Here is an 18,735-nt window from a genome sequence, read left to right as displayed (position 1 = left end):
AAGATAAAGTTTGACGGCTTCTTGTATATACTAAAAATATACGGATTAACACTGAAAACTGGTTGCTTTTAATAAATGAAAGCGAAAGAAAATGGATCACGTTAGTGTCGTCGACAATAAAGACAAACAAAAAATTAGAATGAATAGTTTTTTCATGGCTTTAGCGACTTATGGCGTCGTGGCTATTGAAACGCTCATCATCATGCAGCTCAGTCTTGGAAAGATGCCATCGTGGGCTTTCAACACCTTAATTAGTTGTGGCATTTTGATCAATGTCGTCTTTTTCTTTCTATTCAAAAGTGGAATGAATCAGCGCTTTTCTGATCCCAGTTTGACCCTCGCACAAATTATCGTTTCGGCATTATGGGGTGCAATCCCTATGTACTTTTTTATGATGAACGAATTCTGTGTCAAATGTTTTACTTACCAGCATTCAGTTTTGGCATGTTAAAGCTAAGTTTAAAACAATATTTATATGCCGTTTGCATCATTATGGGCATCTATGGGTTGGTGATCTGTATTGATGCGGCATCGGGCCGGAGCACTTTTTCAATGAAAGTCGAACTGTTCCAAGCAACAATTTTTTTGCTCATTCTTATATGGCTAGCATGTTATGGCGGGTTCATTTCGAACCTCAGAAGAACATTGCGAAAGCAATATGTTGAACTGCAAGCGGGCCAAGAATTAATAAAAATTCAAGCAACGACTGACGAATTAACGTCGCTACGAAACCGTCGATATGCATTGAATATCATCAATCACCTAAAATTAATGGCAGACTCATCAAATCACGTATTTAGCGTTGCAATGTTAGACATTGATCACTTTAAAAATGTCAACGATACGCTAGGACATGACATTGGCGACGAGGTACTTTATCAATTCGGCAATAACATCAGTCAATTATTACGTGCTGAAGATGTGATTTCCGTCAATGTAGAAGAAACTCTTTTGGCTCGTTACGGCGGAGAAGAATTTTTGCTCGTTTTACCTGATACAGATATACAACAAGCAGAGCTATGCTTGACTCGCATTCAGTCTGCGATGAACGAACTATTTTTTACAAAAGAAAATATTAAGGTGACGTTTTCCGGTGGCGTCGCTCAATATAAGGCCAATGAAACGATTGATAATCTATTGAAACGTATTGATGTCGCTATGTATCAAGCCAAGAAAGAGGGTAGAAATAGAGTGGTGAAAGCAGCCTGATATGCTGGAGTAGTTATTTTGTCGAATCTGTAAAAACAGGGGTGTAATTCACCCTCCTTACCAACCAAGCCCCAAGAGCGTATTTGTAATTGGCACGTTAATTTGACGCTGTGTTGTCCAAGTCGCTCGCCGCACAACGACTCTTTTTCACCTCAACGACATGATCGGCGACGTTCTGTCTGCGAAGAAACCGCTCAAACAAACCGATGATACAAACTGATTAGTCGCACCATCGACTGTAATGGCTCTCCATCATTCTGTTTAATTGCATTCAACAAAGCGATGCATCTGAACTCCATCATTTTTGCTCCGGTTCGTTGCGTTTGATGTTCCGATTTTGACGACACTATTGTCAAATTTAATTTGACGCAATGTCAAGAAGTGAAGAGATTGTCATCAGCAGAGTTTGCGATGACAATCGATGGCATTTGAACGCCTTGCACCCGCACTATGCAAAACCTCTGATGACGATAGATCACCCACTGAGCGATGAACATTTTCACTTGTAGCGTGATATCTCGCTCAAGAAACACAGGAAGGAAGCATCCCATGTCGAATAACACCGCACCTCAACAGAACCCTGCGCTACTCAGCGAGCAACGTGGTTCCGTCTTGATTCTAACCAATAACAACCCAAGCGCACGTAATGCCCTCAGTCTTGGCTTTTATCAAGCACTGCCCTCTACGCTAGCAGCCGCGCAGGAAGATCCGTCAATAGCAGCGATTGTGCTGACAGGTGCTGGCGATTTCTTTTGTTCTGGTGGCGATCTCAATCAACTCAAAATCCGGCGGGAATTGCCAACAGAACAGCGCGGTGAATCATTGGAGGGTCTGCATACCCTGATCCGCGCGATACGTCATTGCAACAAACCCGTCATTGCCGCAATTGAAGGTGGCGCGGCCGGTGCGGGGATGTCATTGGCATTTGCTTGCGATATGGTAGTGGCCGCACGCGATGCGATATTTTCTGTCGCCTACATCAAGGTCGGCTTAACACCGGATGGCGGTATCACACAATTTTTATCCGAAATTTTATCGCGCCATGTCTTGATAGAATTCAGTCTCACAGGCGACCGGATCGGTAGTGAACGTTTGCATGCACTGGGTGCACTCAATCGCATGACAGAAAGGGGCGGCGCACTCAATGAAGCGATCGCCTTAGCAGAACGTCTGGCGCAAGGACCACAACGGGCAACTGCACGCATCAAAAAATTATGCCAGAAAGCGTATGAAAATGATTTCGAAACGCAAATGATGCAAGAAGCGGTCTACATGGTTGAATCACAAGGTGATAACGAATCCGCGGAAGGAATTGCTGCCTTTCTAGAAAAACGTCAGGCCAATTTTTCTGCCTTACGTGGTAAATAATAGGCGTCATTGTGTGCCTCATCGTGCATACAATCAGCTACGCTGAATCAATGGAGTTGTTATGTCTGAAAAAAATCTTGCCTTGCCACTCGCAGGGATCCGCATTCTTGATCTGTCGCGTGTATTAGCAGGTCCATGGTGTGGCATGGTACTAGGCGACTTGGGCGCCGAAGTCATTAAAGTCGAACACCCGAAACGGGGCGACGATACGCGCGACTGGGGCTTACGGATCGGTGATACAGAAACGCCTTACTTCAATAGTGTGAATCGTAACAAGCGATCGGTGTGTTTGGATTTACAAACCACCGAGGGCCAACAAATTGCCCGCGAGCTGGCATTAAAATCTGACGTCGTGATTCAGAATTTTAAGTTTGGTGGTATCGAAAAAATGGGTCTCGGTTACGCGCAACTAAGTGCGGAACATCCCGGGCTGATTTACTGCTCGATCACCGGCTATGACAGGACAGGGCCCGAAGCCAGTCGCCCTGGTTATGATCTAGTGATTCAGGGCGAGAGCGGACTGATGGCATTAAACGGTGAAGCGAACCAACCACCTCTCAAGTTCGGCACTGCTGTCGTGGATATGATGACGGGCATGTATGCAGCGCAGGCGATTCTGGCAGCCTTGTACGAACGTAAAACAACAGGCAAAGGGCGTGACATCGGCATGGCGTTGTTCGATTGCGGCTTAATGATCACCGCCTACTATGGACTTGAAGCCTTATTACAAGAAAAAGATCCGCCGCGCTTTGGCAACGCCCATCCGTCGATTGTGCCGTATGGCGTGTTTGAGGCAGCCGATGGCCCGGTGGTGATTGCTGTCGGTAATAACGCGCAATTTACCCGCTTTTGTCATGAAGTGATTGAACGGCCAGATATCCCAGCCGACCCACGTTTTCAGACGAACTTACAACGCGCCGCCAATCGCGAAGAGTTACTCCTTTTGATACGACAAGAACTTGCCAGCCGTCCACGCCAGACACTGCTCGACAACATGGCCAAGGCGGGCATCCCTTGCGGCATGGTTGCAGGCTTATACGAAAGTCTCACCTCACAACGGGTCAGCGATGCAGGGTTAGTTACGACACAACCCCATCCAGTTGCAGGCAGCGTCAAGGTACTGGCACCACCGTACTTATTCGATGGCCAACGCCTTCCTGTCCGTCATGCACCGCCAGTGCTGGGTGAGGCAACAGATGATGTGTTGCAATCGTTGCTAGGAATGCCTGCGGAGGATATTGCACATCTAAAGCAATCAGGCGTGATTTAGAGACAGAGCCAAAGACAAGTAAGTAGCCACCGGGCTATCCCCAGCCTGGTAGCCTCAGATCAACTCCACCCATTATCCCTAAACGAAAAGCAACGGCTAGTGACTCATCACACGCTCAACCAATGACAATGCCAACACCCACATCGTCACGCCGATCAGCACATCAACCATCTGCCATGCACGAGGCCGTGCAAAAAATGGCGCCAGCCAGCGCGCACCAAAGCCCAACACGCTAAACCACAGAATACTTGCGCAGCACGCCCCTACCACAAACCATAAGCGCAGTGCAGGTGGCTGTTGAGCACCAATGCTGCCCAGTAGCAATACCGTATCGAGATACACATGCGGATTAAGCAAGGTAAATGCGGCTGCCTGTAAGAGCACACTGATCAATCGCATCCCACCAACCGTCTCTGCCGGACGCAATTGATTCGATTGACGCGCGCGACACAGGGCCTGAAACCCATAAATCGCCAAAAACGCCGCACCCGCCAGTGACAATGCTTTAGTGAAGAGTGGTCGCTCACCCAAGGCTTCCGACATCCCAAACACGCCTGTGGCAATCAGCACAGCATCGCAGATCGCACAGAACAAGACGATACGACCAACGTATTCGCGCCGCAGTCCCTGCCGCAACACAAACGCGTTTTGCGCACCGATAGCCACAATGAGTCCAAGGCTCAATGCGAGTCCCTGAGTAAAGGCTGGCGCGATGCCAACGAGTGAGAGAGTCAACTTTGTCATAGCGCCAGCTTGCAACTAACGACAAATGAAGTCAAACTACAATTTCTTACGTCAGTGAAGTAAAACTAATCTCATGCTGGACTACGCATCCCTCTCTGTCTTAGCTGCCGTCGTCCGTGAAGGTAGTTTCGAGCGCGCCGCACGTACGTTGCATGTCACACCGTCGGCCGTTTCACAACGTATCCGCTTGTTAGAAGAAAGCGTGGGTGGAGCATTGATTGTCCGTGGCCAGCCCTGTGTTGCGACCGAGACAGGCCGTCGATTGTGCCAGCATGTCGATCAGGTGCGTCTACTCGAGCACGAATTGCAATCGACCGTGCCCTCCTTAGGACAAGATACGCCAACCCGCGTGCCGCTACCTATCGCTGTCAACGCAGATAGTCTGGCAACGTGGTTCACACCGGCCATGACCAGCTTTGCTGCGGCCGCACCGGTGTTGATGGAAATTGCCGTCGATGATCAGGACCATACGGCAGACTGGCTACGGTCCGGCACCGTGCTCGCTGCGGTCACCAGCACGGCACAGGCACCTTCGGGCTGCAATAGCCGTGCGCTGGGATCCATGCGCTACCTGGCAGCAGCCAGCCCAGCATTTGTTGAACGTTTTTTTTCGCATGGCGTCGGTAGTGCCAGCCTCGCGCAGGCACCGAGTCTGGTGTTTAACAGCAAGGATGAATTACAAGCCCGCTGGGTACGGCGACTGTGTCATCGGCACATTGAATTACCGCGACATGCATTGCCGTCAGCGCATGCATTTGTCGCGGCGGCAGCAGCTGGAATGGGCTGGGGACTGCACCCACAGATACTGATCCAAGCGCATCTCGATCATGGCACGCTGGTCGAACTGGTGCCACAGACGCCGCTGGATGTGCCCTTATTCTGGCAACAGGCGCGCTCTGCCTCTTCCCTACTCGATGGTCTGACCCGCAGTGTGATTGCTGTCGCTAACACCCACTTACTGCCATCAGCATGACTGAGTTACAAGCAGGTTTTATTCTCACCCGCCACTGGCGCGATACGCCGGAAGGTACAGAAATTACGTTCTGGCTAGCGACGGACCAAGGACCGCGCCAGCTGCGTTTACAACAGCAGCCTTGTGTGGCGTTTATTCCTACTGAACAACGTGAGCAGGCAGAAGTTGTCCTGCGTCACCAACCCCAAAGCAAGCAGCACCAAGCAGAGTTGCGTGAGCTGACCTTAAAAGACTTTCAGCAACGTCCCGTACTGGGATTGTATTGCACACACTATCGTCATCTGAGTCAGCTGGAGCGCCGCTTGCGACAGGCAGGTGTCGATGTCTATGAAGCCGACATCCTGCCGCCCGATCGTTATCTGATGGAGCGTTTTATCACGGCACCGGTCTTGTGTCGTCCTGCCTCTGATGATCAAACCTTACTCTCCAGCAACGACCTCAAACCTGCGACTGACTACCGGCCGCAGTTACGATTAGTATCGTTGGACATTGAAACGAGCATCAATGGCGAGCTGTATTCCATTGCGCTAGAGGGCTGCGGACAGCGTCAGGTATATATGTTGGCTCCTGCGAACGGTGATGCCAGTAAGCTCGATTTTGCAATGGAATACTGCGACAGCCGCCCCGCCTTACTGCAAAAACTCATCACCTGGATTACGACCCATGATCCGGATGCCATCATCGGCTGGAATCTGGTGCAATTCGATTTACGGATCTTGCAGCAGCATGCCGAGCAATACCGCATCCCTCTCACGCTTGGACGGGATGGCAGCGTCATGGAATGGCGCAAACATCAACGTCAGGAACATTTTTTTGCCGGCGTTGCTGGTCGCCTGATCATCGATGGGATTGAGGCCTTAAAATCAGCAACCTGGAATTTTGCATCGTTCAGTCTGGAATTTGTGTCGCAAACCTTATTGGGCGAAGGGAAAGCCAGCGACAATCCGTATCAACGCATGGATGAAATCCAACGCCGCTTTGACGAAGACAAACCCGCATTAGCGAAGTACAACCTCAAAGACTGTGAGCTGGTCACGCGGATCTTCGCCAAAACAGAACTGATGTCGTTTTTACTGGAACGTGCGACGGTGACTGGCTTAGCCGCGGATCGCAGTGGCGGTTCTGTCGCGGCATTTACGCACCGCTACCTGCCGTTAATGCACCGGCAAGGTTACGTAGCGCCTAACCTCGGCGATATCCATGGCGAGCCTAGCCCGGGGGGGTTTGTGATGAACTCGCAGCCGGGCTTGTACGATTCAGTGCTGGTACTCGATTACAAGAGTCTTTATCCGTCGATCATCCGCAGTTTTCTGATTGATCCGGTGGGATTGATTGAAGGTGTCAGCAATCCTGATGACGATGCCGCGGTGCCTGGTTTTATCGGCGCCCACTTTTCCAGAAGCAAGCATTGCCTGCCTGCGATCGTCAGTCAGATCTGGGACGCTCGCGATGTCGCCAAACGTGAACACAACGCGCCTTTATCACAGGCACTCAAGATCATCATGAATTCGTTTTATGGCGTCCTAGGCTCGACAGGTTGTCGCTTCTTTGATCCGCGACTCGCCTCCTCGATCACCATGCGCGGACATCAGATCATGCACCAGACACGCAAACTGATTGAGCAGCAAGGCTACGTGGTGATTTACGGCGATACCGACTCCACCTTTGTCTGGCTCAAGGAAGCACGCAGTGAAGACGATGCAACCCACATTGGCAAGACCTTAGTCACGCACATTAACAGTTGGTGGAAGGAACACCTGCAATCGCAGTATCAACTCGACAGTGCCTTAGAAATTCAATTTGAAAGACACTATAGCCGCTTCTTCATGCCTACCATCCGCGGCACAGAAGAAGGCAGTAAAAAACGGTACGCAGGTTTATCCATTCGCACCGATGGCAGCGATGATATTGTCTACAAAGGTTTAGAAACGGTGCGTTCTGATTGGACGCCGCTGGCGCAGGAATTTCAGCAAACGCTGTATGGACAAATTTTCCGGCGACAACCGTATAAAGAGTTTGTCCGTGACTATGTAAAGCGTACCTTGAGCGGCGAATTCGATCAGGCACTGGTCTACCGCAAGCGCCTGCGTCGCACACTAGCTGACTACCAGCGTAACGTGCCGCCGCATGTCCGCGCGGCGCGGATTGCCGATGACTTCAATCTGCAACGCGGGCGTCCGCTGCAATATCAACACGGTGGCTGGATTAGTTACGTCATCACCCGCAACGGCTCTGAACCGCTCGAGATCAGACAAGCAGCGATTGATTACGAGCACTACATTTCTCATCAGCTCAAACCAATTGCTGACGCCATTCTGCCGCTATTGAACGATGATTTTGATACACTGATCAGCCGTCAGCGACAATTGTTCTGAGTGTTAGTTGAGGACGCACTCAATCAGTCCATCACTAAAATAAAACACCGGGATCATGGTGTCATGCCATGCCCGGTCACCTTCATGTTTAGTTTCCTGTTTAGCTTGCTGCTCTTTTTGGCAAGACCCAGTTCGTTCTCAGAAAATGACACGTATAGCCATGGGGATGTTTTTCCAGATAGTCTTGATGCTCAGGTTCAGCATCCCAAAATTCACCCACTGGCTCTACTTCGGTGACGACTTTTCCGGGCCACAAACCGGACGCATTCACATCGGCGATCGTATTCACAGCCTCGAGACGTTGTGCTTCATCCGTAAAATAGATCGCTGAACGGTATGACATGCCGCGATCATTGCCCTGACGCAGGGGCGTCGTCGGATCGTGAATCTGGAAAAAGAATTCCAGCAAACGCCGGTAGCTGATCACGGTCGGATCAAAGCTAATTTCAATGCCCTCAGCATGGGTACCATGATTACGATAGGTGGCGTTTTTTACATCACCACCAGTGTAGCCAACACGGGTGCTTTGGACGCCTGGTAGCTGACGAATCAGGTCCTGCATGCCCCAAAAGCATCCACCAGCCAATACTGCGCGCGCTGTTGTCATCTCAAGCTCCTTCGATCTGATCTATATAATCGCCGTATCCCTCGTCCACCATGTTTGCCAGTGGTACAAAACGCAGCGAAGCGGAATTAATGCAATAGCGCAGGCCACCGCGATCTCGGGGACCGTCCGGAAATACGTGCCCGAGGTGACTATCGCCATTGGTAGAGCGTACCTCTGTCCGGCGCATACCATGGCTGTCGTCATGCAACTCTTTAACAAAGCCATGCGTGATAGGCTTGGTAAAACTTGGCCAGCCACAACCAGACTCGTATTTATCCGACGACGCAAACAAAGGTTCGCCAGAAACGATATCAACATAGATACCCAGCTGTTTATTGTTGAGATACTCACCCGTACCTGGTCTTTCAGTACCATTGCGTTGCGTCACATTGAACTGTTCAGGGGTCAGGGCGCTGATCGCCTCTGCCGATTTGCTGTAGCGTGTCATAAAAACTCCGATTGAAGAAACTACCAGTAATGCACAGCACCAACATGGACTTCACCGATCATGGCTATGCGTTACGTAGTCGTCTGGAAACAAAAAAACTTACACGTCTTCCGTAAGAGTTGCATGCTATCAGAGTCTTTCATAACGCGTAGGATGCTGGCATTACATGTCAATGACATTGCAGTCGCCTACCGCCGCCGTCAGCGATGACTAAAAATGCGTACCAATAATAAATTTGAGAACCCAGTTATCTGCATCGCTGGTCAAGCCCCGGCCGATACCCGCATTGAGATCATATTGACCAAAATCATGATCCAGCGCCAGATACAGGGTTTTGCTATTTTGGTTCAGCCCTTGCAGATGCCGCAAGGGACCGAGCTCGTTGTAAGTCTCCAGTCCAATTTGCGTCTTTTCAGTGACTTTGTAGGCCACTTTTCCATCCACATCCAAGGTCACCGGGCCGCCGCCTTTAGACAAACTCCAGTCAACGTTTGGGTTAATTGCAAAGGTCCAGCGACCAGAACGGTATCCTGCAATTCCTTTCAGTTCAGCATTCCATGCTTGGGGCGAGGCATACAAATTGGTTCTCCCCACCTCAAGATTGGCCCCCCAGAACAAGCCATTGTCAGAATCATGCGGAGCGATGTACTTGATCCGTACTTTTTCACCTTCGAAATGAGTCTGGCCATCGCTGGTTTTGGTCGTGAGTAAGTAGGCACCTAATTCGACAGTCTTCGTCAGACCATAATAAAACTCAGGCGTGAGCCGATACTGATGAAGAGGCGCCAAACCACCTGGGTAAGGTAATGTTGAGTCACCAGAAATCACAAAGTTATTATGCACATCCACCCCAAACTGACCGGGTTGACTCAGATCATCCAAATAGACCTGAATTTCTTCATTTGCAGCAAAACACACACAGGGCAGTGTAACCGCCACACCAGCGATCAAGACGAATAATTGTCGTTTCAAGAGATTCTCCCGCGATAGGCCACATTAAGCAGACGATTCTAGCGGAATACGACTGCGGATGCTGGCGACCACTATACGCCGTGTCAAAAGGGGAAAATAAACTCAGTTTAATGCAAGAAGCACTCCTCACTCTTGCAGGTAGATTCACGCCATTTTTGTCTGCGCAACGATAAACTAGCGCGACGAAAATCATCTTAGTCGATGATACATTGTGTTATCTGAACACCTAAATATCGTTACACATCGACGTCATCGCGTTCAACCAACAGCGCGTTATTAGGCACATAGGATGCATCAAATGAATGTCTCCTAATTTAACCACTATGTTTAATTTATCAGGAGATCATCATGTTCAAAACAACACGCCACATCGCTTCCGCAACAATCCTCGCTGGCTTAGCAGTTCTGTCAATTCAGTCAGCGTTTGCCCAAGACGCTACGTTCGCCAAAGAACACCCGCGTCGTGCAGAAGTCGTCGCACGTGAAAAACATGAAAAAGCCACGACAGCGAAAGAAGTAAAAAATGGCGCCCTGACTAAGGCGCAAGGAAAGCAATTAAACAAAGAAGATACAGCGATCAGAAAAGAAGAACGCGCTGATGCAGCCGCGGATAACGGACACATTACGAAGGCTCAACAACGTCAGTTAAACCGTCAGGAAAATGCCGTTAATGCACAACGCAAAGCAGACATTCAGTCCAACAAAGTCGGCGTTTCAACAGGTAAATAAGTAAGACGACATTTCGTTATCGCTGAAAATCGCTGATAGACCCTGCAACAGCATGGAGATCTATCGGCGATTTTTTCTGGCTACTCAACACCCCGCCCCCTGCACCACATATCTTTCGGTATGCTTTACACCTGACATAAGGTGGAAGACATCGCCCTCTATTTTAGGCTAGCGTCACCTCAGAAATACTACTGCGATATTGAGACAAATCAAGTTTCTCAAACTCGTCAAAGCTAAGTTCTTGACTTTGAAAACATCCCTTCAAATACTAGAGTCGGTAGCCACGATGCGGGCTATTGTTCTCGCCGGTGTTAAATTGACCCAGATGCCAATATTTGACTGCCCCGTTTCAACTCGATGAATCCAGTTAAGGGCAATAGTTTTCGATGGTGTTGGATGGATCAACGGAATTTCGGTGGATAGGGCAATCTAACGTCGGCGACAACACCTTGGCTCATTTTGTTGAAAAAAGGAAGTAAACAACCTGGTTTAAATGAGTAACTATCACCAACTAGAAAGGCAAAAAATGAGTGATGAATTAAGACAATTGGAAATCGAATTGGCAAAAGTAAAGCTTGAGAAAGAAAAACTTGAACTACAAGAAGCGCAAAAACGATATCAAAAAAAGCAAGCGGTCTCTGCTGGTGTAGAAAAAGTAATGGAAGAAGTGGTTGATGTTGCAAAAAACTCCGCCGACACGATATCGAGGAACGTACCGGAAACACAAATTCCCCTAGACAAAGTGGCTATTTTTTATGGTATTAGTATTGTATTTTTCCTTTTATATGCTTCAGATTTGCCAGCGAACAAACACAGCATATGGGTAATTGCTTTTTTTGTAGCGGTAGGATTTGCGGGATACGCAACGGTGTTATTTATAATTAAATTCTTCCAGACTGTTTTTAGAAAAAATTAATTTAATCGCTGCTATTAATAAAATTGGACTAGTTGATGGAAGCAGTAGAAATAGAAGAAGTGGTTTTTGGTGCCACTAAATGTGATCAATGATACGGTCAAACCCCCGTTTATAAAAGTATCGGAAATATTAAATGTTGCATTCAATCAAAACAAAAAAAATTATACTTTCGTTAATATTTACCATTCCAATTTTAAGTCACGCTGCTCCAATGCGGTACTTCGACGATGAATTTAATGAACTTGATGCTGATAGTCTGTCGGCTGGATTCAAGGGGCATAATGCAGCTGAAATCTACAAAGTTTTGTCCGCAAAGAGTGAATTCAAAAAATCAAAATTTGAATCAAATGATGACTATTCACAGAGAATTAAGTCGGCACAAACATTAAAAATTACCAGCAAGCTTTCATTGGACTCTCGGCTTGCCTTTGTAATTGATCGCACTGACGGGGCTGAGGATAGTTTTGATGCGGAAAAACAAATATTTTACGTGACCTCAGCAAGAAATACTACAAAGGTAACCGCCGCTGATATGGAAAACAGGATGCTGCTGGATGACTCAGCGATCAAAGGTTTCGTATGGAGTTCAAAAAATAAGGTCACTGGAAATTACGTGGCCAGTAATGCATTCAATGCCAAAGTCCGAGGCCAAGAAATCGAAGTGAACCAAGTATTAATTGGACTCAATGTCGATGCGTTCCATAGACGTTTAGGGACCGAATCATCAACAGATATTTTCGGCATCTTTGATCCGGCCGACACAATCACGATGACTGGTAGTGAAGCTAGAGAGGCGTTCAATAACACGGAAACTCTAGTGATTGGTCACCTGACATTACCGTTTTCTTTGGCGGGTACGGACTATGAGGAGCCAACAATTGATCGTCCGAATACGTTCATAACAAAGGCATCGATTTTGTATTTATCTGTAGAAGAAGTTTGGTTTTTCAATAAAAAAACAGGGAAAGTTTTTAAAAAATTAGGTCATCGAAGATAAACAGCTTTTTGGGTTGTGTCGCAATAAGTTAGAACAAGCGCGGAAAGTGACAATACCTTGGAAAATTAAAATGCCAGGCTGTAAAATTGTTCAGCTTTGGACAAAGTCTGCCCTTTTGAGGCAGGCATCATTTGTCCTTTGTGAATCATATGCATGGTTTCAATACCCGCAATGATAGCCTGTGCACAATGGAAATTCTTCAATCCCATCATGGGATGGGTTATTCGCTTGATGGCTCGGTGGTCTTGCTCGACAATGTTATTCAGATATTTGCTCTGGCGCATCTGAATGTCAGCGCCGGTGTTAGCGATGATACTGAGGACGGCCGCGATATTGGCACCACTTTTGTCAATCGTGTAGCCCAATGGCCCGCTCAAAGAAGCGTCGTGCTGCAGCCAGATCGCGTTTGGCCGTGAGCAGAAAATCGATGGTTTGTCCCTCACGGTTAACGGCGCGATACAACTATTTCCATTGCCCCTTCACCTTGATATACGTCTCATCCTTGCACCAACTCCGACCTACGGAACGCTTACGTGAACGAAATATCTTAGCCAGCACAGGCAATATCTTCACGGCCCAGCGATGTACTGTGGCGTGATCAACGACAACGCCGCGTTCTCCCATCATTTCTTCGATATGACGAAAACTCAATGGGTATGCCACGTACCAGCGGACACAAAGCATCATGACTTCCAACGGATAATGCAGTCGTTTAAGAACCTAGCGGAGGGTACTTTTGATGATGCTTTTACGAAAATCGCCCATATCAAACTTTACCAGATACGCTTATTGCGACACAACCCTCACTACCTTTCGCTTGCCAATATCGACGCTCAATTTCTTGCTTTTCCAGCGTACGATCATTGTCCAGTTCGCTGGCGGGCTTTACCGACCGGGGAATAAGAATGATCCCGCTAAGTGTGCGCATATCTATCAAGAAATCGGTTGTCATAACGATGTCCGTTTGGCTGTGCGTATCGATTGGATGTCGAACGCCCATTTCAGCAGCGATGCGTCTGGTTTCGTTTCGATCAAGTGGGAATTGCTCGCGGATGTCAGTCACGGAGTCTGACCAATCGAGTAACAAAAATACTGCCGTTTCAATGTCCGAAAGCAAATGATGTTCGCGCCCAGTCTTGCGGCTATGAATTCGCGAAGAACGCCCTAGTGACGATACTTCCTGCAACGTCAACCAAGGATGGTAACTCGCTCCGCTACCTTGCCCTCGCCCTTCTTTTAAAAAGCGGACAATTTTGTCTTCGTCGAAACCATACCTACGTTTTGCCATTCATATCTCCTTGAATAGACGACAAGTATTTCTTAACTTTCTTTTAGCCCCGTTTCTTCTTGATAATGAAACTCACTTAGCGCGCCTATCGCGTCAGCAATAAATTCTGATATGTTGAGCCGTTGCTTGGCAGTTGATTCTCCGCTGCCAGGATGCAGAGGAAAAGCACCGATGCTTGGTAAGTTATTCGTTTCCAGATACTTCGGATCGGCATGGCGAACGAAGATTTTGATTTCGGCATCTGTCGATGGATATAGGACGTAACTCCCTCTTGTACCAAGTAGGGCGTCACGATAGGCATGCATTTTTTCAATATCACGGTTTTTTGCTTTATCCACTTTGATCGAGTCAGCAAATATTTTCCGATCTACTCTGTACTTTGCATCAAAATGAAGCCAACTCTTTGCATGAGGCGATGTTATTGCCACACTAATGTCGGGAATATATATCAATGAATACGATTCATCCCAATTTGTTTCTTGGGCTCTCGATCTATTGAACTCCTTGTTATAAAAAAGCTCGACAAGAGTGTCCCCGGAGGGGGTATTCGAAGTCCAAGACACTAATGGCTTTTTTCCAGATCTTATATCGGAGCGCCAATCACTAACAGAAAAAATCTGTTCGATAGATTCATCCTCGGTTCTGCGGCAAGCAACATTGATACTCTTTATCAGCTGGATGCAACACCATATCTGATAGAGATGCCAAACTGGTTTTAACTCTCCACCCAATTCTTCGGAAGTCATCAAGCTTCGCGCCAGCGTAGCCTCTAAACCAAATTTGGACGTTGCTTCCGAAAAATCCCGATAGCCAGCCCTCTGCTGCATGATCATCGAATAAGGAATAACTTTACTATCAGTAACACTCTTCCATAAACTCACAGACAGTGCGCTGAAAATATAGTCTCGTGCCGCGCCAAGGTCCTTCTGCAGTGCGCTCGATCCTTCACCCAATTTATTTGAGATCTCATCAATCCTACCGGCGAGGCCAATTAAAAATGCTTTGACGTATTGATTCTCTGGAATGTCGTAGTTTATTTTCGGCTCGATAATAGGTACTCGAACGGGCGTATAACCAAGAAACCGATTTGCCAACGGCCCGCCACGCGACCACTCTAACGAAAGCGGATTAGAAGCCAACTCAACCAAGTCGATTTCGTTCGCAAATGCCATATTTTCGACACGTTTGGATTGCCTATTTCTGTATGCGGGCCTTTTGATAATTTGGTCCACAGCGTAACTAAAGCGGCCATCCCTCAAAAGTCTACGAAGATGAAAAACAAACATGATTGCTGCGTCATCGGCAGCGCCATCCGGTGAAAGGCCAATTTCGGTTGGAGCATCAAGCTGAAATATTACTCGCGCGCACAACACCGACAATTCCGACAATATACCGAAAAGGTTCGCGTCGTCCGTAAGCTTTTCCGTAAGAACCGACACGAATAGTTTGAACCGTCCCGCCTCGTCATGGAGCGAAAAATCTGCTGCGCCAGCATAGTTCTTGAAATTAATTCTCCCCGTGACTCGAATGGTGCCGTTTGGAAGGCTGGACCATGCTGAGGGAGCGTTGACGGAAACGTAATCAGTTAGCCTATTGTTCCGAAATGGATATGCGCCTTGATACAATTTCAGTTCTTGCTTGAATTCAGTCAATCTTTTGTTTAGGATGAGCGAAAAGTCGTAGTCCGTATTTTCCACCAGTCGCACTGAATGAAGTAGTTCGAGACTGACATCATCTTCATCGGCGTAAATTATTTTGGCCTGGGCAAATTCATCGGTTTCTGGTGGAATGCCGAACACTCCGCTTTCAAGTTCAATTTCCGCACTATCATCCAGAAAACGTAGTGCGTTGGGTGACACGACAAGTTCCACGCCTGCTGCTCTAATAGAAATCTTTGCGAGACGCTTCACGTTAAAATCCTAACTAGCTAAAAAAACTCACGGTGCCAAGTGGGCCTAAGCCATTTTTCATCGTCTCTAATTTGCGAGTCGTCAAAATCAGCTCACGCATACCATCCATCAATAAAAGTTGCTCAAGAACTTTGCCTAACTGGGTACGGTTTCCACTGAACTTCGGAAGAATTTTTTGCATCAACAACCTGTCTCTCATTTCCGACGGCGAAGCAAAGCCGACAGGCGAGCCCGCCGCTGCGGCAATTTTCATGGTTACAGCTATGTGTCGCTTAATTTCCTTAGTGACGCGAGGGCCAAACCGAAATGCGCCCAAACGTTCAAAGACGGCATCGAGGAATATATTAAAATCGGCATCTTCGGGTGCAACTCCTACACCATTTCCAATAAGGATGGCAGCGACATCCCGAGCTGGCATAACGAGTTTGTCTTCGTCAGGAATGACGTAGTCAGCGTTATGGAGTGAAGGCGCTCCGCAAGTCACTTCAATAACAAAAGCTCGATCAAGAACTTTTGGCGAGAAACTGTGCGTAGTTTCATCGATATTTACTGTTCCTACTATGAACACATTACGTGAAAGATAAAGGCCACCCTTTCGAACCGCAGCCTCTGCCATATTCGCTTGTTCTGCATCGAGCATGCCGCTTCGCAACATCAATTGAAGAGTTTCACGATCAATTACTGGCTCTGGAGTGTCCGATGACGCAGTCTCCATAATTGAAAGGAATCGAGAAAAATACATTTCAACATAAGACAGGTTCATTTCATCAAGAATTATGAAGAAAGGAATGGAACTGTAATCATCGTAATTTGCTTTTAGTAAAACTTCTATAACTGGGGTCCATGCATAGTATTCACCATCTGTTCCAAACGGATTTTTATAACCTAAGAGATGGCGTCCATCCGTCCATCCAGCCTCAACAGGTATAAATGCGTGATTAGCGCGCCGATCCACATTGGCCGGGGAAAGTGCGGATACCAATTGCCGTATACCTGTAGTTTTACCTGTGCCAGACGCGCCGCACAGAATTACAAAAGGTTTTGAAGAAAGTGCTGCTACGAGCTTCGCACTTACGGTGGCATACGCATCAGGAAGCGTCATTGGTGGCGGAACCGAGACCTCCACTACACGTCCCTCAAGCCATGACTCAAACTGCCCCGGTGTTAACGCCAAAGCATCATGAAAACGATAGTAAAAACACTGTTCGTAAAATGAACGACGGAATTCGTCGTTTGGAGGTGGTTCACGCCAACCGGTTTGCTCCAATTTTTTGTTGATAATTTTTTTTGCTAGTGGACCAATGCGCATATTTGAAAATATGGTCGCCATTGAATAGTCAATGTACTGTGCTCCAGGCCTGTATGCGCAGATTCCAAACGATTGCATCGTATAGGCAATATTTGTGTATGCTTTTTCATTGCCAAGAGCATTTCGATGGAGCGTCCCCCTCATCTCACCAGTCTTGGATTTGGCAAACGTAGTTATTAAGAGATTATGGCTGTAGAGAATAGCTACAAACGTGAGTGCTCGAACTTGATCATCACCGAACGTGCGAATGTCATCCCAAACATCTGGAAATTCCTCTGTGTCGGGATTTCCAGAAAGCATATTAATTATTTGGCCTCTATCAAGATTAATATCTGGATATACGCCATTGAGGTTTTTCAAGATTTCGTGCCGTGGATGACGGATAATTACATCGGCAATTTTTTGGAAACCGTTTTTTGTTAAAGATACTTTCAGCTCATTCAAACCAGACATCGTTATATCCTTATTTATAGTTTCTTGGCTATTATGAGGGACTCTTGAACCTGTCTCGAATGATCGCCACGTCGTCCCATCGTTTTGTGGTTGTGATCAATATTCTCGAACCAAACCTTATAGCCATTACCAAACGTCAATGCCGCAAGATTAATCAGATCGTCTATGTCGATCATTCCAGTATTCGAGTAGCTTAAAAGTAAGTCACTTTCAGAATTCTTTACGCCATCAAACATACTAGAGAAGGCACCATGAACCTGCGTTTTTATACAGAACGGCGACTGATGTCGATCATTTCGATAACGTCCTTTAACTAAATTCTCGCCTTTGGCTTGAAGCACAGGGTAGTCATACTTAACAATCGTTTCCATCGCATGATAGAAGCGACTGTAGTGAACGAACGCGTACGGAGGGTCAGCATAAATGACGGAGCGAGGTAATGATGCGAGGCAATCTAGGTAGTCCATCGAAATTAGTTCATGCCCTAGGTCAACGACATTTGATAACTGCCAGTCGAGCAGCGGAGTGAACTTTTTCTTGAATATCGCAGGGACCGACGTTTGCCTATATTTATTAATATCCTGCATTGACGCGGCATCTTTTGCGTCTCGATATTGTGCATAGTGTCCTGTGCCTTGGCTTGTGTATGCCATAGCATGCATAAGGCACGTAAGGCCAAAGTTGAAATCTGCGTCAACGATCTTCCCTGTGTTTAACAAGTAATCAAGAACTTCGCGTATTGCGTCGATCCAAATGCACTGCTCGGCACTCCACCAAGTACCAGCGTAAATTCGGCTGAACAGGTGATGCGTTGTGTCAAATTCTTTATATATTAGATCTCGATTTCGAACTTCGATTTCATTGAATACCTCAAGCGACGATTTCGCTGGATATTGCATACCTTTTGGAAGCGACACAATTTTTTCAGTAGCGATCTTACCGGCGAGGTCCACGATATCAAATCGACCTATGTTTTCTGCTCGCTTAAGGTAGGTACTTGCGATTACCGCCGAATATTGCTGAATATCATTCGAAATAATTTGGCGAATTCTAGGATGAAGTGCAATTTATGAACGGTACCGGTTAATGAGGGCAAGATGCGATAGCATTTGTGCCTTTTTGACCGGCCAGTCGAAATTGCATAATGAACTACACACATCTCACCCA

The 18,735-nt window shown here is 47.1% G+C and carries 16 protein-coding genes and 1 pseudogene; 8 read left to right on the top strand and 9 right to left on the bottom strand.

Features of this window, described 5'->3' with window-relative positions; translation table 11 throughout:
- Positions 1–414 precede the first annotated feature (414 nt).
- From ACO0KV_RS12355 to ACO0KV_RS12345, 3 genes are all read left to right on the top strand, one after another.
- Entirely contained in the window at positions 415–1,209 is a 795-nt protein-coding gene (locus ACO0KV_RS12355; RefSeq protein ID WP_423042833.1) for a GGDEF domain-containing protein, read from the top strand.
- Between the two features lie 549 nt (positions 1,210–1,758).
- Positions 1,759–2,577 carry an oxepin-CoA hydrolase, alternative type gene (locus ACO0KV_RS12350; protein WP_423042832.1) on the top strand — a complete coding sequence of 273 codons (819 nt, stop codon included), beginning with the start codon at positions 1,759–1,761 and terminating at the stop codon, positions 2,575–2,577.
- Positions 2,578–2,638: 61 nt separating this feature from the next.
- The gene (locus tag ACO0KV_RS12345; RefSeq protein WP_423042831.1) at positions 2,639–3,847 is read left to right on the top strand and encodes a CaiB/BaiF CoA transferase family protein; all 1,209 of its coding nucleotides are present in this window, start codon (positions 2,639–2,641) and stop codon (positions 3,845–3,847) included.
- A 96-nt stretch (positions 3,848–3,943) separates the two neighbouring features.
- Here ACO0KV_RS12345 and ACO0KV_RS12340 read toward each other — a convergent pair whose 3' ends face one another.
- Positions 3,944–4,591 (bottom strand): LysE/ArgO family amino acid transporter, encoded by a 648-nt coding sequence (locus ACO0KV_RS12340; RefSeq protein WP_423042830.1) that lies wholly within the window; start codon positions 4,589–4,591, stop codon positions 3,944–3,946.
- 73 nt (positions 4,592–4,664) lie between these two features.
- On the opposite strand from ACO0KV_RS12340, the gene ACO0KV_RS12335 reads away from it, so the two are divergent.
- Positions 4,665–5,564 carry a LysR family transcriptional regulator ArgP gene (locus tag ACO0KV_RS12335; protein WP_423042829.1) on the top strand — a complete coding sequence of 300 codons (900 nt, stop codon included), beginning with the start codon at positions 4,665–4,667 and terminating at the stop codon, positions 5,562–5,564.
- Positions 5,561–7,939, top strand: a complete 2,379-nt coding sequence (locus ACO0KV_RS12330; RefSeq protein WP_423042828.1) for a DNA polymerase II — start codon at positions 5,561–5,563, stop codon at positions 7,937–7,939. Before ACO0KV_RS12335 ends, ACO0KV_RS12330 begins: the two co-directional genes overlap by 4 nt.
- 100 nt (positions 7,940–8,039) lie before the next feature.
- On the opposite strand, the gene msrA is transcribed toward ACO0KV_RS12330, so the two are convergent.
- The 3 genes from msrA to ACO0KV_RS12315 form a co-directional block, all read right to left on the bottom strand.
- Positions 8,040–8,546 (bottom strand): peptide-methionine (S)-S-oxide reductase MsrA, encoded by a 507-nt coding sequence (gene msrA, locus ACO0KV_RS12325; RefSeq protein ID WP_423042827.1) that lies wholly within the window; start codon positions 8,544–8,546, stop codon positions 8,040–8,042.
- 1 nt (position 8,547) lies between these two features.
- Positions 8,548–8,994: a peptide-methionine (R)-S-oxide reductase MsrB gene (gene msrB, locus ACO0KV_RS12320; RefSeq protein WP_423042826.1), complete on the bottom strand. Its 447-nt coding sequence runs from the start codon at positions 8,992–8,994 to the stop codon at positions 8,548–8,550.
- Positions 8,995–9,204: 210 nt separating this feature from the next.
- Positions 9,205–9,966 carry a hypothetical protein gene (locus tag ACO0KV_RS12315; protein WP_423042825.1) on the bottom strand — a complete coding sequence of 254 codons (762 nt, stop codon included), beginning with the start codon at positions 9,964–9,966 and terminating at the stop codon, positions 9,205–9,207.
- 348 nt (positions 9,967–10,314) lie between these two features.
- Between ACO0KV_RS12315 and ACO0KV_RS12310 the strand changes: the two genes are divergently transcribed.
- From ACO0KV_RS12310 to ACO0KV_RS12300, 3 genes are all read left to right on the top strand, one after another.
- Positions 10,315–10,695, top strand: a complete 381-nt coding sequence (locus ACO0KV_RS12310) for a hypothetical protein (protein ID WP_423042824.1) — start codon at positions 10,315–10,317, stop codon at positions 10,693–10,695.
- Between the two features lie 526 nt (positions 10,696–11,221).
- A complete protein-coding gene (locus ACO0KV_RS12305; protein ID WP_423042823.1) occupies positions 11,222–11,611 on the top strand; it encodes a hypothetical protein in 390 nt (129 codons plus the stop codon).
- A 133-nt stretch (positions 11,612–11,744) separates the two neighbouring features.
- Positions 11,745–12,608 (top strand): hypothetical protein, encoded by an 864-nt coding sequence (locus ACO0KV_RS12300; RefSeq protein ID WP_423042822.1) that lies wholly within the window; start codon positions 11,745–11,747, stop codon positions 12,606–12,608.
- Positions 12,609–12,673: 65 nt separating this feature from the next.
- On the opposite strand, the pseudogene ACO0KV_RS12295 reads toward ACO0KV_RS12300, so the two are convergent.
- The 5 genes and pseudogenes from ACO0KV_RS12295 to ACO0KV_RS12275 all read right to left on the bottom strand — a co-directional run bounded on the left by ACO0KV_RS12295 (position 12,674) and on the right by ACO0KV_RS12275 (position 18,605).
- A pseudogene (locus ACO0KV_RS12295) lies at positions 12,674–13,295 on the bottom strand (IS6 family transposase).
- A gap of 79 nt (positions 13,296–13,374) precedes the next feature.
- On the bottom strand, positions 13,375–13,896 hold the full coding sequence (locus tag ACO0KV_RS12290) for a TnsA endonuclease N-terminal domain-containing protein (RefSeq protein WP_423042821.1): 522 nt from the start codon (positions 13,894–13,896) through the stop codon (positions 13,375–13,377).
- 32 nt (positions 13,897–13,928) lie between these two features.
- Positions 13,929–15,806 (bottom strand): DUF2357 domain-containing protein, encoded by a 1,878-nt coding sequence (locus tag ACO0KV_RS12285; RefSeq protein ID WP_423042820.1) that lies wholly within the window; start codon positions 15,804–15,806, stop codon positions 13,929–13,931.
- Positions 15,807–15,819: 13 nt separating this feature from the next.
- Positions 15,820–17,568: an McrB family protein gene (locus tag ACO0KV_RS12280; RefSeq protein WP_423042819.1), complete on the bottom strand. Its 1,749-nt coding sequence runs from the start codon at positions 17,566–17,568 to the stop codon at positions 15,820–15,822.
- Positions 17,569–17,582: 14 nt separating this feature from the next.
- Positions 17,583–18,605, bottom strand: a complete 1,023-nt coding sequence (locus tag ACO0KV_RS12275) for a DNA adenine methylase (protein ID WP_423042875.1) — start codon at positions 18,603–18,605, stop codon at positions 17,583–17,585.
- Positions 18,606–18,735 lie beyond the last annotated feature (130 nt).

Origin of the sequence: Undibacterium sp. RuRC25W (assembly GCF_049339825.1) — a bacterium.
Classification (GTDB): domain Bacteria; phylum Pseudomonadota; class Gammaproteobacteria; order Burkholderiales; family Burkholderiaceae_D; genus Undibacterium.
The sequence above is the reverse complement of the archived record's forward strand: the minus strand, read 5'-3'. Positions and strand labels throughout refer to the sequence as shown.